Here is a 20362-nt window from a genome sequence, read left to right as displayed (position 1 = left end):
CATGAAAATGTGACAGGCTTTTTTATTTCTTTTAAAGATGCTATCATCTAAGCGCTCAAACCCTATCACGAACCAAACCTTAAAACTTTGCAATCCAACTATTTACACAACGACATACCAGATATTAATGCTAAATTGAGGGCATTAATATCATTTAACGAAAACAACACTTGATCTTTACCTATTTTAATTTTTGTTCTAGTTAAATTATTATCTTTGCCTTCCCTTTTATTAATTAAAACAAATGATTGAAAACACTTTCGGAAAAAACATTGTTCCCGACAACGATGCTGAGCGTCTCATTGCGCTTAAACGTTACCGGATTATGGACACCCCATCCGAAGAATCATTTGATAATATTGCCAAATTGGCGTCGGAGATTTTCAATGTTCCTATTTCCCTCTTATCGTTAGTAGATGCTGACCGCGTTTTCTTCAAGTCAAATGTCGGAATGGGTAAAGCTAAAGAAGCCAACCGGGGCCACAGCCTTTGCGCACTGGCTATACTTGATGAACGGGTTACCGTTTTTGAAGACGCTCTTAAAGAACCCTGTTTAATTGCCAACCCTAACGTCGCCGGCGATTTTGGCTTAGGTTTTTACGCCGGCGCCCCGCTAATTACTCATGACGGCTTTATGATAGGCACCTTGTGTGTAATAGATAAACAACCCCGCTTATTTTCAAAGCAAGACGAGAAAATATTAGCTGGTTTAGCGAGAGCTGCAATGGACCAGGTAGAATTACGGTTATCTGCGCTGACTGAAATTAACAAGCAGCAAGTCGCAAATGACGACCTAACCCAACAACGAGAAGAGACTGAGGCCATTAATGATGAATTAACGACGATAAACGAAGACCTGCGCCAGTCGCAGGCAACTGTTAATTCTATAATGGACGAAGCAGCAGCCATTAATGAAGAATTAAATGCTGCAAATAAAGAACTACATTCTTCGCAAGAGCATTTGGTTAAAGCCAATGAAAGCTTGATGGAGAGCGAATCTCGTTTTCGTAACTTAATCACTCAGGCACCGGTTGCAATCGCCACTTTAGGAGGGCGCAAGCTAATTGTTAGCTCTGCCAATCAAATGATACTTGATATTTGGGGCAAGAGCGCAGCAATAATAGGCCAGCCCTTGCATGTTGCTTTGCCCGAGCTGGAAGGTCAACCCTTTTTAGAAATACTGGATAATGTATTTACTAGCGGACAGCCTTTTTATGGTAACGAAGTTAAAGTTTCGCTAATACAGGAAGGCACATTACGAGATTGCTATATAAATTTTGTTTATCATCCGATAAAGGGAGATAATGACACTACCCGAGATATCATGGTTGTAGCGACCGATGTTACTACCCATGTAGAAGCTCGTTTACAATTAGAGGCCGCGGAACAGCGCTTCCGCATGATATCGGACAACATTGCGCAACTTGCCTGGATGGCCAATGCGGAAGGTTCAATTTTTTGGTATAACAAACGTTGGTTTGATTTTACTGGCACAACATTAGAAGAAATGCAAGGTGGGGGTTGGCAAAGGGTTCATCACCCCGACCATTTGGACCGGGTAGCTGAGAAAATTGCACGCCATTTTAAAAGTGGTGAAGATTGGGAAGACGTGTTTCCGTTGTTAGGAACGAATGGGAAATACCGTTGGTTTTTATCGCGTGCTGTACCCATTAAAAATGCAGAGGGGGAAATATTGAATTGGTTTGGAACTAATACTGATATAACCGAACAGCATAGCTTAGAGCAGCGTAAGGACGAATTTTTAAGTATAGCCAGCCACGAGCTAAAAACACCCATTACCAGCCTGAAAGCCTCTTTACAATTGTTGGACAGGATGAAAAATCAACCTGCATTGCCAATGCAGGCAAAGCTTATTGACCAAGCTAACCGAAGCATGGACAAAATGGGCGTCTTGATAGATGAATTATTGAACGTAAACCGCCTCACAGAAGGGCAATTGCCCTTAGATAAAACCACTTTTACTATTGCAGAAATGCTCAATCTTTGTTGTAACCATGTCCGCGTAGAGGGACAGCATGAACTTATATTACAAGGTGATGATAAATTACAAATTTATGCAGATGAACACCGCATAGATCAGGTTGTAGTTAACTTTGTAAACAATGCGGTGAAGTATGCCCCAAGCTCCAAAAACATTTATCTTATCGTCGAAAAAATTGATAACAAAGCTAAAGTTTCTGTGAGGGACACCGGCCCAGGCGTTGCACCAGAGAAAATACCTTTCCTTTTTGACCGCTACTATCGTGCAGACCACTCCAGTAAAAACTATAGTGGCTTAGGGCTTGGCCTTTACATAAGTGCAGAGATAGTTAAAAGGCATGGCGGCGAGATCGGTGTGGATAGTGAACTTGGCAAGGGAAGTACGTTTTGGTTTACACTACCCATAACGGCATAACTAGGTCTACGCCTCTATCAACGAAAACTCGACAGCAGGCGCTTCACAAACAGGGCAGCAATAATCGGTTAAAGTATCAAACGGTGTACCCTTTTCAATGTCATTTTGTGGGTCACCATAACGTTCGTCGTACCGGGTAAGACAGCATTTGCATTCATAAACGTTTATTATTTCTTGCTGTATGATAGTTTCATCCACGGCGTCGGATACCGCCAATAGACTACTACTGCTTTGCCGGTCATAAAATCCACCGCACAGTGCAATAAGTTTCTCACTTAAGCCTTGTGGCTCTACCTGCGTAGCATAAAAAATTTCTTCTTTAGAGTTAGGGTTAAAATCGCGTGTATGCAAAATATCATACAAGCCCGACGCGGTTTTTTTGAGAACGACAGATGCCTGCAAACCGGTTTTGGGTTGTGTTTTTATTGCGAAACTTAATTGATAAGTACGTAAATCAGCCCCTTCAAATTGTTGTACAAGGTGCTGTTTTAGGGCCAGCCCTTCTTCGCAAATATCCTCTACCTGCCAGTTAAGCTCATTTGCGGCATGCCTTATATTAAGACGATGCCTGCTTAATATCTGCCCCCATAGATTGCGATCAGTTTGTTCAATACCTTTAATAATGATAGATTTCCATGGCGTACTGTACACCTGCCCTATGCGACTTTTAAGGCATAATAAACAAATATCCTTTAAAAAGCTCAGCTTAAACAACTCGTTACGGCGGTAAATACCCAGCCAATATTTATTACTGTATTTATTAAATCCTTCGTAATAGGGCAAGGAAAAATCCGGCAGTTTTAAGGCTTCGCTTATTTGGCGATACGCCAATGGCAGCCGCGCTAATAGGGTTTCAAAGAATAAATCCTCGTCAACAACCGACTGATCATAAAACAAATCCTTTTGCTGCAAAATAAGCTCTTCAGCAGCTTTGGCGAATGCGGGAATATCTTCAGAATACACCAACGACGGAAAACAGCACACCTTGATTGTTTTAGGAAACCTGATGTAAACAAACCAGTAATTATTTACAACCGAAGAAATGAAATTGATGTTACCGCTATAAAACGGCACAAAAGTTTGATTGCTATCAACAACATTCACTTTAAGCTTGGGCTGATAGTCAAAGCCATCAAAAATATCTTTGTAAACACCCTCGCGCAGCCAAGCTTCCTGATGGGTAAAAATGGTATCAGCCACATACGAGCTGATAATATTGGGATGAATGTCCGCATCCGTTTCGTAGCTAATCTCAGATTTGAGCATATCGAGTTCCAGGTCCTCTAAATTATCCGCAGTTACCTTAAAGTACAATTGCTGGCGGTTGCCAAAACGAATATCAGTTGCACCGGCGCTTTCAGCTATTAACAGTATTTCATACAAGTCACCAGCTGATATAAAGCCACCCGGCAGGTTAATTTTGATGAGGTGCTCCATTTTAAACGGCTTTTGCTAAAAAGTTTCCTAATGCTTCGTCTAACAAACGTTTTACTTCCGGGCGGCATGATCCGCACCCTGTACCAGCACCTGTTCCTGTGCATACATCTTTTAATGTATGGCATCCCTCTTCAATCTTTTTAAAGATATTGTCGCTACCTACGTTGTTGCAGCTACAAACCAACTTACCCAATACCGGTTCGGCCTTGCTCCCACTGCGCAATAATTGCAGGCGCTTTTCGCTTAGTTCGGTTTTATTGGCTATCAGGTCCCTAAATTCCTGGAATTCGCCTTTGTCGCCAATCAAAATGGTGCCCACCAACCTGTCTTGATGAATGATACATTTTTTATAGTAACGTTTGGCCTTATCAATAAATACCACTTCCTCGTACGCCGGGTCATCCGGGCACTCAGGCAGTCCAATGCTACACAAATCAAAACCGTGGATCTTGATAATATTCATAAACAGGCTGCCTTGGTAATAGCTGGCAATGTCACCGTTCATGTACTCGGCAACCACGTGGGCCTGCTGCTCGGCTGCTGCGGTAATGCCGTAAAGTGTGCCGTTAAATTCAGCAATTTCGCCAATAGCATAAATGTTTGGATCGCTGGTTTGCAAACGCTCATTAACTAATACACCTCGGCGACATTCCAGTCCGCAGGCTTTGGCAAGCTCCATATTAGGCGTGGTGCCTACAGCTAGTATCATAGCATCGCAATTTATTTTGCGACCGCTTTTTAAGCCTATCCCGGTTAATTTTGATCGGCCATAAAACAACTGAATCTCATCATCATAATAAATATCGCAATCCTGGTCAACCATTTCCTCGTGCAGCAACTGGCTACCCAAAGCATCTAACTGGCGGTTTAAAAACCGCGAGGTACGTTGTATAATGGTTATCCGTACACCTATCTCGCGAAGCGAAGCTGCCATCTCTAAGCCCAACAAACCGCCACCCACAATAACCACATGGCCGTTTGCGGGCACGTGTTTTTTAAAGCCATCGGCATCGTTACGGGTACGCATGGTAAAAATACCCGGCAGTGTTGGCACATTTTTAGGCACTGCCGCACGGCTGCCCGTAGCCATCAGCAACACATCATAAGGAGTTTTGATACCGCGCGAATCAACCACAAACTTGTTTTCGCGGTCAACCCGCTCAATGCTTACGCCGCGCAGCAGGTTGATGTTGTAACCCGGTTCTTCCTCGTCCGTCATTTTTACCAATTGCTCCCACTGCTGCTCGCCGCTAATGTAGTCGGGCAGCATAACTCGGTTGTAAAATGGATGATTTTCTTTACTAAACACAGTGATTTGATCATCGCAGTTTAACTCGCGGTATGATTTTACAAAACCGTAAGACCCGGCACCGGCGCCAATAACCACGATGCGCTGAAAAGGCTTTTTAAAGCGGGTGACGTTCACGGCGCAAAATTTAAAGTCGGGCTCTTTAGATATAGGGTCGACCCTGTCACTGGTAATGTTGTTTGCCCGGTTAAGATCATTACCTAAAATCTTGCCCCAGTGCATAGGCAAAAACACTACGCCTTGTTTTATTTGGTTCGATATTTTAGCCTTAACCTGTACCGTACCACGCTTAGAGGTTATGATGCTGACATCGCCCTCCTTAATACCTAAACGGCCGGCATCGGCAGGATTAATCTCTAAAAACGACTGCTGGTAATGCTGATTAAGCTTATTTACCTTCCCGGTTTTGCTCATGGTATGCCATTGATCACGAATACGGCCAGTGGTTAGAATGAACGGAAAATCATTATCCGGCAACTCGCTGGTAAGCGTATCAGCAACAGCATGTATTTTGGCTTTTTGTGTTGGGGTATAAAATTTTTTATCGGTAAACAAGCGCGGCGTGCCTGCACCGGCATTTTTCTTTTTATAGGGCCACTGTACCGTTTTTCTTTCTTTCAGCACCCCATAACTCAGGCCGCTAATGTCGATATTGGTTTTGGCGGTTAGCTTTACATGCTCGGCATAAATAGCGGCCGGGTTTTCATAATCAAACCCTTTGTAGCCCAATTTACGCGCAAATCGACATATGATTTCTGCATCGGCCAACGCTTCGCCGGGTGGATCGATCAACTTGTTTAAATAACTAATACGGCGCTCAGAGTTGGTCATGGTGCCTTCCTTTTCGGCCCAGGCAGCGGCGGGCAAAATCACATCGGCAAAAGCCAGGGTTTCGGGCTTATTGCTGATCTCTTGCACCACTACAAACTTTGCTTTCTTCAAAGCCTCTTCTACCAAACGCGCGTTGGGCATACTGGTGATGGGATTAGTACACATTATCCAGATAGCCTTTAAACGCCCATCATTTAATGCCTCAAACATTTCGGTAGCCGTTAATCCTGGATTTGGGTTGATAGCTGTACCGCCCCAAAAACGGGCTACTTCTTCGCGGTGTGCAGGGTTAGCCATATCCCTGTGCGCAGGCAACAGGTTTGATAAACCGCCTACCTCGCGACCACCCATAGCATTAGGCTGACCGGTTAAGGACAACGGCCCTGAGCCGGGTTTACCGATATGCCCGGTAATTAGGTTAAGATTAATAAGGCTCAAATTTTTGTTAACACCTATGGCGCTTTGATTAAGCCCCATTGTCCACATGGCAATATAGCCCTTGGCATTGCCAATATACTGGGCTGCCAGGAGGATGTCAGCTTCGCTGACACCGCATATAACGGCAGCTTCGGCAACAGTTCTTTCAAACACCAATTTACTATAGGCTTCAAACCCTTCGGCGTGGTTGGTGATAAAATCAATATCGATATCGCCATTTTCTATAATTACCCGGCCAATGGCATGGTTTAGTGTAACATCGGTACCCGGATTAAGCTGAAGATGCAAATCAGCAATGCTGCAGGTATCTGTAACGCGCGGATCAACCACAATAACCTTTACATCCGGGTTAGCTGCTTTGTGCGCTTCAACCCTTCGCCATAAAATTGGATGGCACCAGGCAGGGTTGGCGCCGGTTACGTAAAAGCAATCGGCCAATTCTATATCATCATAACAAACAGGTACGCTGTCTTCGCCAAATGCCATTTTATAACCAACAACTGCGCTGCTCATGCACAAGCGCGAGTTGGTATCAATATTATTACTGCCGATAAAACCTTTTATCAGCTTGTTGACTACATAATATTCTTCGGTTAAACACTGCCCTGAAGCATAAAAAGCAACCGAGTCTGGTCCGTATTTTTCAATAAAGGTTTTGAAAACCGCAGCAGTGCGGTCAAGGGCTTCGTCCCAGTTTACCCGTTGCATGGGCATGTTGCGGCTGTAGCGCATTTGCGGATACAGCAGGCGGTCGCTCTTATCATTTATGGTATGGTGCAGGTTGATGCCTTTGCTGCATAATGCACCTTTGTTTACCGGGTGATCTTTATCGCCCTCAAGGCTAACACTTCCGTTTTTTTCTTTATTTAAAAGCACACCACACCCAACCCCGCAATAACAGCAGGTAGAACTTAGTTGGCTTGTGGTGCGCTTTTGCTTTTGCATAATTGAATTATATAGCGTTCGCTAAATTGCTCTTTTCCGGTTTTTCTTCAGTAGCACTTTGTTTTTGGAAGCGAGTGATCAGTACAATTACCGATACTACAATCACCGTGTAACCGATGTAAGTAAAGGCATCAACATAGGTAATGGTGCTTGATTTAAACAGGAAGCCAAACATCATACCACCCAGGTTGCCACCTGCGCCAACTATCCCGCTTACCAGGCCCACATTTTTTTCGTTAACAAACGGTACAATACCATAAGTAGCACCGTTTGACATTTTTAAGAACATGGCAAAGGTTAGCATAGAAGCAATGGCCATCATTAATGAACCCGACTGGGCGAAAAGAATCAATCCGCAACCTTCTAACAATAGCATTGATGCCAGTAATAGGCCTTTACCACGCATACCAAATTTTTTACCGGCCCTATCAGAAGCAATGCCGCCAAGGGCACGGGCAAAAATGTTCATAAAACCAAATATCCCTGCCCAAAAGCCTGCCTGGCTTTGGCTTAAATGGAAGGTATCAACAAAATGCAGTGAGGCTACGTTATCAAACGTTAACTCCATACCAAAACACATAGCATAAGCCAGTGTTAGCGCCCAAATGCGCCAGTCGGCCAAGACCGACCAATCTGTTTTTGTCGATTTTGCTTTGGTATAGCCAATCTCATCGTAATTACCGTCGGGTGTGTCTTTGGTGTATTTATGGTATAATACAGCCATAACCAGCATCATCACGCCCGGTACAATCATGGCGTAGCGCCAAGCCTCGGCACTGGTGTAACCAAAGCCAACAATGGCAGCAAATATTAAAGGCATCACCATATTAGTTACCCCGCCACCTAAATTGCCCCAACCGCCGGTTACCGCGTTTGCAGTACCTTTAATGCTGGGTGCAAACATCATAGAGGTGTGAAATTGTGTGATAACGAATGAAGCACCCACAACGCCTATAGCCAGGCGGAACAATAGAAAAGAAGTATAATCATGCGCTAAGCCTACCAAAAAAACAGGGATAGAACCAATTAGCAATAATCTGAAAGCGGTTTTGCGCGGGCCCCAGGTATCGCACAATTTGCCTATTAACAAACGGGCTATAATAGTTGCGGCTACCGAGGCTATGATGGTATTACCCACTTCTGCTTTGGTTAAGCTAAGTTCGGCGCGGATGGTAGGCATTAAAGGCGCCAGGCCAAACCAGCCAAAAAAGCATACAAAGAACATTAGCCAGGTAGTGTGGAACGTGCGCATTTGCACGCCCTTTAATGAAAATATGTTGAGTTTGTTGAGTTGATTTTTCATGTCCGTTGAATGATTATTTATTTAAAAATTCAGGTTTAATATTTATTTGCAGATAGGCCCATATAGGGTTAAGACCGGCCGTTCCCGGCGTAATATTTTTTGCGTACTCCATACTCCGGGTAGCCGCCATATATGATATGCCTGCATCTACCGTAGTAAACTTATTCAGCTTATAGCCAGCCGTCAGATCAAGCTCGGTGCCCAGGTGTTTGCTTACAGCAGCGCCGGTTATGTCTTTTTGATTACTTGCCAGCAAGAAGTAGTGCCCGGCAAGCTCTGTGGTGAAGCGGCTGTTTGCAGATGTGTATTTTACCTTTAGATAAGGATCTCTCAATCCACCTGTTGGCGCGCCGCTAACAGCATAGAAATAATCCATATAGCCCCAAAATTTGTGAGGTGTACCATATAATGGATCGAAGCGATGATTAACAGTCGACGTTGAAAATGCATCATTACCTGATAGTTCATCAAACCCGGCAGTATAAACTAAGCGCTTGGTTTTATAGGTAAGTGCCAATGTATAGGTATAGGCGCCTAGCTCTAGGCCATCTTTATCATGTCCGCCCTGGTAATAATATCCGCCGTTAAAGGCCCATTGATCTTTATCGCCAAAAACCGGGCTAAGCAACAAGCCTGTGGTAAAGCGTGTATTTACTCCCTGTTGATTGAAGCGGCGGCCATATACATAGCCCGCGTCAACAGCGGTGGTGCTTTTAACAGAGTCTAAAACATATTTGCCAAACTGATCCGCCAGGAACAAACCCGATACTTTGGTCTTGCCAAATTTTTTGGCGGCGTACAAGTATTGTAATGATTTGTAGTTTTGAATAAGCGCGTTGGTACCCGGCGAATTTAAAAATACCGGCGAACCATTTTTTGCGCTGATGCCTGCTGCGTTTACCAGCGGAAGATAGCCCGCAGGTGTGTTCACCAAAATACCCTTACTATCTTTTACCGTTGCTGGCACGTTGGCCGGTGTATAATAAGTACCATTGTAGTTAACAGCATCGGTGTTTTGATTAAAGGCGGCGCCCAAATCTAACTGCCAGCCTTTTTGCAATAGCTTAAGCACTATAGCGTCATGACGCCTTGCTTGGGGCAACCAGTCTGTAGCACCTAATAAGCGCTCATCATCATACGACAATTCCTGGCGGCCAATCTTTACGGCGAAGTAATCAACCGGTGAGATCTTAAAAGCTGTATCTTTTTTGTTTGAAAGGATCAGTTCGGCCCAAGCTTCATGCACGCCTAATTTAGCGCCGTCGGCTGGTGTTATAGTTGAGGCGTCCTGCCCCCATAACCTGATATCCTGTATGGATGTTTGAAAAATTAGGCGGCTTGATTTGTAGTTGAATATAAGCCGGGTGCGCTGGCCAATGTGGGCTGCGTTTTTATTGCCTTTGGTTTCTAATGTTGCGTAGCCGTCGCGCAATTCGCCCCGCGTTCGCAGTTGCCCGGTTAGAGACAATTGTGCTTCGGCGGTTTGTGTGGAAAAGCATGACAAAAACAATAGAAATACCACAACAATGCTGCGGATTGATTGATTTTTGTACATTTGGTTTGGTTTTTTTTGTTAAAGCGATTAAAACTATTTGCCTCGTTAGGGAATGCGACCTCCCTGACGGGGTTTTTTATTAAGGTGATTTTTGCCGTTTCGCTCCTTTCTTTTTAGAAGTTTACAACCATCAAAGCGCGATAAACACTTTCCCTTCCTCCACTTTTACCGCGTATGTTTTTATAGATAATTCTTCGTTCGTAAGACATTGACCACTTAATAACGAAAATGTGTTTTTATGAAACGGACAGGCCACCTTTGGTTCACAGGCCTCGCCTGCACTTCCTATCATCCCTCTTGATAGTACCATTTGCTGCTTATGCGGGCAAAGATTCTGTGTGGCAAACCACTGGCCGCGACGAGAGAAATTAAATACCGCTATTTGCTCATCGCCCAGCTTTACGCAGGCACCGCCATTGGCCGGCACATCATCGGTATAGCAGGCCATTACCCAGTTTTCTATTAATGTTTCCATGTTATATACTGCTTAAAATGTGATTACCATTGTGCCTTAACCTGCTCACGCATTGGCTCAAACTTAACTGTGGGATCTTTTACCTCGGGCGCATTTACGAAGTGGCTAAAACGTTTTCTAAGATTCGGGTCTTCAATAACTTCTTTCCACTCGCAGTGGTAAGTATTGATCAACGCTTGCATCTCTTCTTCCAGCTGATCGCAAATGCCCAGGCTATCGTTCATCACTACATTTTTAAGGTAGCTTAAACCGCCGTCCATCTTATTTAACCAGGTTGCGGTGCGCGACAATGGTTCGGCGGTCTTGATGTAAAACATCAGGAACCTATCCAGATATTTTATCAATGTCTCTTTATCAATATCGGCAGCCAATAACAAAGCATGTTGTGGGTTTGAACCACCATTGCCGCACACATATAAGTTCCAGCCTTTTTCGGTAGCGATTACCCCAAAGTCTTTTGATTTCGCTTCTGCGCATTCGCGGATACAACCGCTTACACCACCTTTTAGCTTATGGGGTGCCCGGATACCTTTATAACGGTCTTCTATCTCGATAGCAAACGACACACTATCATGCAAGCCAAACCGGCACCAGGTGCTACCCACACAGCTTTTAACGGTACGCAGTGCCTTACCGTACGCGTGCCCGCTCTCAAAGCCGGCATTAATCAATTGTTCCCAAATATCCGGCAGATCATTTAAATGCGCGCCGAACAAATCAATACGTTGCCCGCCGGTTATCTTGGTATACAAACCGTATTGCTTGGCTACCTGACCAATAACGATCAATTTATCGGGGGTGATTTCGCCACCCGGAATACGCGGTACCACCGAATACGTTCCGCCTTTTTGAATGTTGGCCAAAAAACGATCGTTGCTATCTTGTATGGTATCTTGTTTTACAATAACATCATTCCAAAGGCTCGACAGGATACTGGCAACTGCAGGCTTACAAACCTCGCAACCATCCCCTTTACCAAAATGGTCAAGCACCAGGTCGTAGTTTTTTAGTTTGTTGATCTTTACCAGATCATAAAGCTCCTGTCGCGAGTAATCAAAATGCTCGCACAGTACATTTTTAATGTATTGGCCATTGGCTTTCATGGTGCCTGCAATCAGGTCTTTCACCAACGGGATACAGCCCCCGCAACCGGTACCAGCCTTAGTGCATTTTTTTATGCCATAAATATCTGTGCAACCAACCTCGGTTACTGCCGAGCAGATAGCAGCCTTGTCAACCGCTTCGCACGAGCAGATCAGCGCATCATCAGGCAGGCTCATTACACCGGCACCCTCGCTTTCGGCACCCCCACGCGAGCCTAGAATCAAGTCTTCAGGATTTGGCGGCAGGGCCAGTTGGTTATTAACTGTTTGCAGCAGCATGTTGTAGGCATCTGCATCGCCGATTAAAATACCGCCTAATAGCAACTTGCCATCGGTGGTTATGTTAATGCGTTTATAAACGCCTTTGTGCGTGTCTTCAAAAACAATGGTGCGGCAGTCAGGCTCGGTTATAAAGGCATCACCGAAACTGGCCACGTCAACACCAATCAGTTTAAGTTTGGTGCTCATGTCATAAGGGTAAAACAACTTGCTACCCCCAATCAGCTGCGATGCAACAACCTCAGCCATCTCATAGCCCGGGGCTACCAGGCCGTATATCATACCCTCGTACAAAGCACATTCGCCTATAGCAAATATGGCTTCATCGTTAGTTTGCATTTTGTCGTTAACCAAGATGCCACCACGGGTACCTACATGGAGCCCGGCAAGTTTTGCAAGTTCGTCGCGCGGGCGGATACCTGCCGATATAACCAGCATATCAATTGGCAATACGCTTTCATCATTAAAATGAAGGGCGTCTATCTTGCCCTCGCCCCCTATATATGATGTGCTTTTATTTAAGTGGATATTTAGCCCCAGTTCTTTTAATTTAGATTGCAGCATAGCGCTACCCGCCGAATCGATTTGCCTCGGCATTAAGCGAGGCGCAAATTCAATAACATGGGTTTCTTCTATACCAAGGTCAATCAATGCCTTAGCAGCCTCAAGGCCCAATAAACCACCACCCATTACCGCACCGGTTTTGGCGTTAGCGGCATGCGCTTTAATTAGTTCAAGATCTTCTATAGTACGATAAACAAAGATGCCATCTTTCTCTACTCCCGGAAGGTCTGGCACAAAAGCCGATGAACCGGTAGCTAATACCAGGTAATCATATGATAAAGCAAGTCCCTTTAAAGAGTGTACAGTTTTTGTCGCGCGGTTGATCTCGGTCACCGGATCACCTAAATGCAAAGTGATGTCGTTGTCTGCATACCATTCGCGGGTAGACATCGAGAGATCGTCGGCTGTTTTACCTGCAAAATATTCGCTAAGGTGTACGCGATCATAAGCCTGGCGCGGCTCTTCGCCAAATACGATGATGTTGAAGGCAGATGATTTAGTTACAAGTTTCTCGCAAAACTTGTAACCAACCATGCCATTACCAATCACAATGATTGTTGATTTCATATCGATTTTTGTTTGTTAAAGCTTTTTATCAGCAAATACAATTAAAGTGCGACCTAAAACGTATTTACAATAGCAATTTTAAGTATTTAAAATTGCAAATCAAACAAATTACATCATTTTGGTCATACGATATTGGATAAAATCGAGCTTAATTAGGGCTTACTGGTGATTTAAAACATATATTTGTTAAATAATTTATACAAAAAGGCAAATGTTATTAAAATAGACATCATAAAACGACGATTTATCGTTACAATTTTAACAAATCGCTAAAAGTTACGATAAATAAAATAAAACTTCAAACTGATCATCAAAAAGCGACGATTGATTGAAATCAAATACTCGAAAACCGTTATAATTATAAAAAAAAATGAAAATTAGAATCAAAGGAAACGCCATACGGTATCGATTATCCAAAAATGACGTCTCAATTTTTAGGAAAAGCGGATATATTGAAGAAATTACCGACTTTGGTGACCAAATTTTTACTTATGCACTGCAAAAGGGTGAACAGACTGACCTAAAGGCATCATTCGTTAATAATACTATGACACTTTTTATACCTTCGGCGATGATAATTGAGTGGGAAAGACCAGATCGTATTGGCTTTGAGGGATATGACGGTAAACTGTTAATATTAATAGAGAAGGATTTTCAATGCCTGGACAATGTTGCCGAGGACCAAAGTGATAATTACCCTAACCCTAATGGTTGCTAAACACCTTATTATATATGGTAAAAATGCAGGGGTTTGTCTACCAACTGTTAAAATTTGTTAATTAAGCACTACATTTGCCCGCCCGATATTAGTTTTGCACGCGAACATGAGAACTGTTTTGATATACCTGCTTTCCCTGTCCCTCCTTTTGGTTGGTGGATATCATTATGCTAATGGGGCAACCTGTGGCCGTCATCATCTTTCAAAATTTATTACCAACGCCGAAAAGTTAAAACTATCCAAGCCAAACACCCAAGCTGTTGTAGGTGCCTTGCTAACTGTAGACAAATCACAAATCCTTATTAATATTGAAGACGAAGAGGACGACGCATCTTTCAGTCGCAGATTATTACCCTTGGCCGGCTACTTTGTAGTGCTGGTTTTTGCGGCCTTTACATTACAAATTCTTTCTACATTAAAAAAACGCGCACTCCAGGTACAGCGTTTATCTTACAATAGCCCGCAGATATATATTCTGCAAGGCGCCATGTTAATCTGAACCGGAGAATTCCGGCTGCATCAGTTTACTGTTTTTCTTCCCGTATAACTATCGGCCTGTCAAGCACTGATGCTTCTTTGCGTCCCTAACCGGGGATCGCTTGCGTTTAATATTTCCTATAACCCCTTTTATATCATGAATAAAATAGTAATGCTCGCTGGCTTGAGCGCTGTATTATGTCAACTTAGTTGCACACAGACAAAAGAAAAGAAAGAAGAAGAAAGCACCTACACGGTGACCAGCCCGCTTGTAAGCGACACTTCATTTACGAAAGAATATGTATCGCAAATTAAATCGGTACGCAATATTGAGCTCCGGGCGCAAGAAAAAGGCTTTTTGCAAAACATTTATGTAGATGAGGGCCAAGCTGTAAAAGCCGGCCAGGTCCTGTTTCGCATAATGCCTAAAATGTACGAAGCTGAGTTGGCCAAAGCCCAGTCGGAAGCCAGGATGGCGGAGATTGAAATGCAAAACACCAAGCTGCTATCAGATAAAGACGTAGTATCAAAAAACGAACTGGCAATGGCAAAAGCCAAGTTGGCGCAGGCTAATTCTGAAATAGCTATGGCTAAACTGCACCTTTCTTTCACAGAGATACGTGCTCCATTTGACGGGACAATTGATAGGATACCGCTTAAATTAGGTAGCCTGATAGATGAGGGAGATTTGCTCACCAGCCTGTCGGACAACAGTCAGATGTTTGCCTACTTCAACGTATCTGAACCCGAATACCTGGACTACCAGACCAACGTTAAGGACCGCGGCGACCGCAAGGTTTCCCTGCTTTTAGCCAATGGCGAACCGCTTGCCGCTAAAGGCGAGGTTGAAACTATTGAAAGCGAGTTTAATGCCGAGACCGGCAATATTGCTTTCAGGGCCAGGTTTCCAAATTCTAACAGATTGCTCAGAAATGGCGAGACCGGCAAAATTCAAATGATTGTGCCATTGCGCAATGCCCTTATCATTCCACAAAAAGCTACTTACGAGATACAGGACAAAATATATGTTTTTGTGGTGGGCAACGACGGTGTGCTGCACTCCAAAAACATTAATATAGTTGGCGAAATGTCGGATCTGTACGTGGTTAAAAGCGGCCTATCTGCACATGATAAGATACTGCTTGATGGCATACAAAAGGTAAAAGATGATGATAAGATCAAGTCAGAATACCTGCAACCAAAAGTGGTTGTGAGCCAATTACGCCTAAAGGCCGAATAGTGTTGTACCCCTTTAATAAAATTAACGATGTTTAATAAATTTATACACAGGCCGGTACTGTCGATAGTGATATCGCTCATTATCTTGTTCATGGGGTTTTTGGCCGTTACCCATTTACCGGTGACACAATTTCCATCCATCTCGCCGCCGAAGGTTAATATCACCGCGGAGTATCCGGGCGCCAACGGCGAACTGATGATAAAATCGGTAATTATCCCGCTGGAAAGAGCAATCAACGGCGTACCGGGCATGAAATACATGGCATCTGATGCCGGTAACGACGGAGAGGCTACTATACAGGTAGTATTTAACCTGGGTACAGACCCTAACCAGGCATCAGTCAATATTCAAAACCGTGTGGCATCAGTAGTTAACAAACTGCCGCCATTGGTAGTGCGCGAGGGGGTAAAGATCACCCGCGAAGAGTCAAACATGTTGATGTATATTAACGTGTTTAGTAAAGACCCGACATTGGACCAAAAGTTCCTGTTCAACTTTGCAGACATCAATATCCTATCCGAATTAAAACGTGTTGACGGCGTGGGCGTGGCGGATATTCTTGGTAATCGCGAGTATGCCATGCGGATCTGGTTAAAACCCGACCGCATGCTGGCCTACAAAATTTCAGCTGAAGAAGTAATGAAAGCCCTGAGCGAACAAAGCTTAGAGGCCTCGCCGGGTAAAACGGGTGAGAGTTCGGGTAAACGTTCCCAGTCTTTCGAATATGTACTTAAATACTCCGGCAGGTATACTACTAAAGAGGGCTACGATAATATCATCCTGAGATCAAACCCTAAGGGCGAGATTTTGCGGTTGAAAGATGTAGCCCAGATAGAGTTTGGTAGCTCCATGTATGATATCTACTCTAACCTTAACGGCAGGGCATCGGCAGCTATCACCGTAAAACAATCATACGGCAGTAACGCCAGCCAGGTAATTAAAGACATTAAAGCCAAGATGGAAGAGATCAAGAAAAACTCTTTCCCTAAAGGGCTTGATTATGAAATCAGCTATGATGTTTCGAAATTTCTGGATGCTTCGATAGAAAAGGTTATTCATACTTTGGTTGAAGCATTTATACTGGTAGGCCTGGTGGTATTTCTTTTCCTGGGCGATTGGCGCTCGACCATCATTCCGGCCATTGCGGTTCCTGTATCTTTGATAGGCACGTTTGTGTTTATGCAATTCTTCGGCATCACACTTAACCTGATCACCCTCTTCGCGCTGGTACTGGCCATTGGTGTGGTGGTAGATGATGCTATTGTGGTGATTGAAGCTGTGCATGCCAAGATGGAAGAGAAACATCTGTCTGCACGTAAAGCTACAATGGAGGCTATGCATGAAATCAGCGGGGCGATTATAGCTATTACTTTCCTAATGGCTTCGGTGTTTATCCCCGTGGCCTTTATGTCTGGCCCGGTAGGGATATTTTATCGTCAGTTTTCTATTACCATGGCAACGGCCATCATCCTATCGGGAGTTGTGGCATTAACGCTTACCCCCGCCCTGTGTGCTATGATATTAAAAAATAATCATGGTATAGCAAAAAAGAAAGGGCCGCTTGATAGGGTGATAGATGGGTTTAATAATGGCTTTAACCGCCTTACCGGTCGTTATCAAAGTTTTTTGGGCAAAATTGTAAGCCGCCGTACAGTTACATTTGTTATGCTGATTGCATTTTGTATTGGCACTTATTTTTTAAATAATAGCGTACCAACGGGTTTTATACCCAATGAGGACCAGGGGATGTTTTACGCTATTATTCAAACTCCGCCCGGGTCATCGTTAGAACGCACTAACCAGGTAGCTGAGCATCTGCAAAAAATAGCCGAAGGCATTGACGGCGTGCAGTCTGTATCATCGTTAGCGGGCTATGAAATTTTGACGGAAGGCACAGGTTCAAACTCGGGCACCTGTTTAATCAACCTGAAAAGCTGGGATGACCGCAAGGAATCTGTACAGGAGATTATGCAGGACCTGGAAGAAAAATCAAAAGAGATCACCGGGGCAACTATTGAGTTCTTTCAGCCGCCAGCGGTGCCCGGTTACGGGGCTGCAGGTGGTTTTGAGCTTCGCTTATTGGATAAAGCCGGGTCGGGCGATTACCACAAAATGGAAACCGTGAGTAAAGATTTGGTGCGCGAGTTAAATAAACGACCCGAGCTATCGTCAGTATTTACCTTTTACAGCGCCAGCTTTCCGCAATATATGTTGCGCATAGACAATGATATCGCGCAGCAAAAGGGGGTTACTATTGATAATGCCATGAGTACGCTATCAACGTTGGTGGGTAGTAATTACGAAACCAACTTTATTAAGTATGATAGGCAATACAAGATCATGGTGCAGGCACTCCCGCAATATCGCGCCTTGCCCGAGGATATTTTGAAGCTATACGTTAAGAACGATCGTGACGAAATGGTGCCTTTTTCTGCCTTTATGAAAATGGATAAAGTGTACGGCCTGTCTGAAATAACACGCCACAACATGTACAACGCGTCAGAAATTAGCGGTGCCGCCGCGCCGGGCTACAGTAGTGGCGAGGCCATAAAAGCGGTTACCGAGGTAGCGCAGAAAACCCTACCAAGAGGTTTTGGTATTGATTGGGCAGGTATATCAAAAGACGAAGTGGGCCGCGGTAACGAGGCGCTTTACATCTTTTTAATCTGCTTGGGCTTTGTTTACCTGATACTTGCCGCGCAGTACGAAAGCTTTATCCTGCCGCTCTCAGTTATCCTTTCTTTACCTGCGGGTATTTTCGGATCGTTTTTAATGATCAAACTTTGTGGTTTAGAAAACAACATTTACGCGCAGGCGGCATTGGTAATGCTTATTGGCTTGCTGGGCAAAAACGCCGTGCTTATTGTAGAGTTTGCCGTGCAGAAACACCGTGCCGGCGCTACAGTATTAGAGGCTGCCATGCAAGGTGCGGTGGTAAGGTTCCGCCCTATTTTGATGACGTCTTTCGCGTTTATCGCGGGCTTAATTCCGCTGGTAATTGCTACCGGTCCGGGTAAAATCGGTAACCGGACTATTGGTTCGGCGGCCTTGGGCGGTATGTTGTTTGGTACCGTATTCGGCGTACTGGTAATACCCGGTCTGTACTACATCTTCGGCAAAATTGCAGAGCGATTTACGCTGGTTAAACATGAGGAAGAGAATCCGTTAACTGAAGAAATTGATCATAATGTATAACAAACGATATATAAGCCTGGGTTTAGGTATTTGCCTGGCCCTTGCAAGCTGCAAGATACCCGCCATTACACAGCTAACAGCCAACAAAGCGGTGCCGGAGGCCTTCGGCGCCGCGGGCACCGATACTACCAATATGGCACAACTGCCCTGGCGTCGCTTTTTTACCGACCCTAACCTGGTTAACCTGATTGATACCGCGCTAAAAAACAACCAGGAGCTGATGATTACCCTGCAGGAAATTGAGATGGCCCGCAATGACATTAAGGCAAAACATGGTAAATTATTGCCAACGGTGGGCTTACGCGCGGGCGCCGGGGTTGAAAAAGTGGGCCGCTACACCAGCCAGGGCGCAGGCGATGCTTCCACTGAGATAAGGCCGGGCGAAGAATTTCCAGAACCGCTGATGGACTATACCGCGGCCATTTATGCCAACTGGGAGATTGACGTTTGGAAGAAACTGCGGAATGCAAAAAAGGCTGCCATCATTCGCTACGTATCCAGTGTCGAGGGTAAAAACTTTGTGTTGACCAACCTGATAGCAGAAGTTGCCGGTTCATACTATGAACTGTTAGCATTTGATAATCAAATGGCTGTGGTAAAGCAAAATATCGCTTTGCAAAAAAACGCGCTCGAGATCATTAAACTGCAAAAACAAGCGGCGCGTGCTACAGAGCTGGCCGTGCAAAAGTTTCAGGCAGAGGTTTTTAAATCACAAAGCCTGGAGTTTGAGATTGCGCAAAACATTAAGGAAACTGAAAACAAAATCAATTTTTTGCTGGCGCGATATCCGCAAGAGATTCCGCGTGATAAAAGTGATTTCCTCAGCTTGGTGTCGCCTATTGTTGCAGCGGGTGTGCCCGCACAGCTATTGGCAGACCGCCCGGACATTAAACAAGCAGAGCTTGATTTAGCAGCATCTAAACTGGATGTAAAGGTAGCCCGCGCAGAGTTTTATCCATCGGTTGATATTTCGGCAGCGTTTGGGGTGCAGGCTTTTAAGCCTACGTTTTTATTTACGTTCCCGGAGTCGATGATTTACTCATTGGCTGCAGATATGGCTGCGCCGCTGATTAACCGCAGCGCTATTAAAGCTGAGTATAAAAATGCAAACGCGCGTCAGTTACAAGCTTTGTATAATTATCAACGAGTGATATTGAATGCTTACCTTGAAGTTTCAAACCAGCTGTCGAACATTGGCAACCTGCAAAAAGGTTATGATTTAAAACAGCAGCAAGTAGCCGCTCTGACGCGCTCAATTGAGGTATCAAACGATTTGTTTAAGTCATCGCGTGCGGATTACCTGGAAGTTTTGATGACCCAGCGTGATGCATTGGAGGCCAAGCTGGAACTGATTGAAACCAAGCAAAAACAGCTTAACGCCGTAACGCATGTTTACCGCGATTTAGGCGGTGGCTGGAAATAACGAAAATTAGTAACAAGCATTACTGGCAACATGAGCCACCTGTCGCGCGATGGGTGGCTTTGTTGTTTTTACGGGAAATCAGTATTT

At 44.4% G+C, this 20362-nt stretch carries 12 protein-coding genes; 6 read left to right on the top strand and 6 right to left on the bottom strand.

Annotated features, from left to right (window positions below):
* Window positions 1–244: 244 nt before the first annotated feature.
* Window positions 245–2416 (top strand): ATP-binding protein, encoded by a 2172-nt coding sequence (locus ACFSYC_RS12955; RefSeq protein ID WP_377128228.1) that lies wholly within the window; start codon window positions 245–247, stop codon window positions 2414–2416.
* A gap of 6 nt (window positions 2417–2422) precedes the next feature.
* Here ACFSYC_RS12955 and ACFSYC_RS12950 read toward each other — a convergent pair whose 3' ends face one another.
* The 6 genes from ACFSYC_RS12950 to nirB form a co-directional block, all read right to left on the bottom strand.
* The gene (locus ACFSYC_RS12950; protein ID WP_377128226.1) at window positions 2423–3853 is read right to left on the bottom strand and encodes a rubredoxin; all 1431 of its coding nucleotides are present in this window, start codon (window positions 3851–3853) and stop codon (window positions 2423–2425) included.
* 1 nt (window position 3854) lies between these two features.
* Window positions 3855–7376: a molybdopterin-dependent oxidoreductase gene (locus ACFSYC_RS12945; RefSeq protein WP_377128223.1), complete on the bottom strand. Its 3522-nt coding sequence runs from the start codon at window positions 7374–7376 to the stop codon at window positions 3855–3857.
* 7 nt (window positions 7377–7383) lie between these two features.
* Entirely contained in the window at window positions 7384–8679 is a 1296-nt protein-coding gene (locus ACFSYC_RS12940; protein WP_377128220.1) for an MFS transporter, read from the bottom strand.
* 13 nt (window positions 8680–8692) lie between these two features.
* Window positions 8693–10234, bottom strand: coding sequence for an alginate export family protein (locus ACFSYC_RS12935; RefSeq protein ID WP_377128217.1), 1542 nt, complete (start codon window positions 10232–10234; stop codon window positions 8693–8695).
* A 130-nt stretch (window positions 10235–10364) separates the two neighbouring features.
* Entirely contained in the window at window positions 10365–10709 is a 345-nt protein-coding gene (gene nirD / locus ACFSYC_RS12930; RefSeq protein WP_377128214.1) for a nitrite reductase small subunit NirD, read from the bottom strand.
* 23 nt (window positions 10710–10732) lie between these two features.
* On the bottom strand, window positions 10733–13222 hold the full coding sequence (gene nirB / locus ACFSYC_RS12925) for a nitrite reductase large subunit NirB (RefSeq protein ID WP_377128211.1): 2490 nt from the start codon (window positions 13220–13222) through the stop codon (window positions 10733–10735).
* A gap of 370 nt (window positions 13223–13592) precedes the next feature.
* Between nirB and ACFSYC_RS12920 the strand changes: the two genes are divergently transcribed.
* From ACFSYC_RS12920 to ACFSYC_RS12900, 5 genes are all read left to right on the top strand, one after another.
* Entirely contained in the window at window positions 13593–13940 is a 348-nt protein-coding gene (locus tag ACFSYC_RS12920) for a DUF7009 family protein (protein WP_377128208.1), read from the top strand.
* A gap of 106 nt (window positions 13941–14046) precedes the next feature.
* Entirely contained in the window at window positions 14047–14439 is a 393-nt protein-coding gene (locus ACFSYC_RS12915; protein WP_377128205.1) for a hypothetical protein, read from the top strand.
* A 135-nt stretch (window positions 14440–14574) separates the two neighbouring features.
* Window positions 14575–15657, top strand: a complete 1083-nt coding sequence (locus ACFSYC_RS12910; RefSeq protein WP_377128202.1) for an efflux RND transporter periplasmic adaptor subunit — start codon at window positions 14575–14577, stop codon at window positions 15655–15657.
* Window positions 15658–15684: 27 nt separating this feature from the next.
* Window positions 15685–18852, top strand: coding sequence for an efflux RND transporter permease subunit (locus ACFSYC_RS12905; protein ID WP_377128199.1), 3168 nt, complete (start codon window positions 15685–15687; stop codon window positions 18850–18852).
* Complete coding sequence (locus ACFSYC_RS12900; RefSeq protein ID WP_377128196.1) at window positions 18845–20275, top strand: TolC family protein; 1431 nt, start codon at window positions 18845–18847, stop codon at window positions 20273–20275. The genes ACFSYC_RS12905 and ACFSYC_RS12900 overlap by 8 nt, the downstream gene beginning before the upstream one ends.
* Window positions 20276–20362 lie beyond the last annotated feature (87 nt).

The organism is Mucilaginibacter antarcticus, from assembly GCF_042686155.1.
GTDB lineage: Bacteria > Bacteroidota > Bacteroidia > Sphingobacteriales > Sphingobacteriaceae > Mucilaginibacter > Mucilaginibacter antarcticus.
This window is presented reverse-complemented; position numbering and strand designations above follow the sequence as displayed.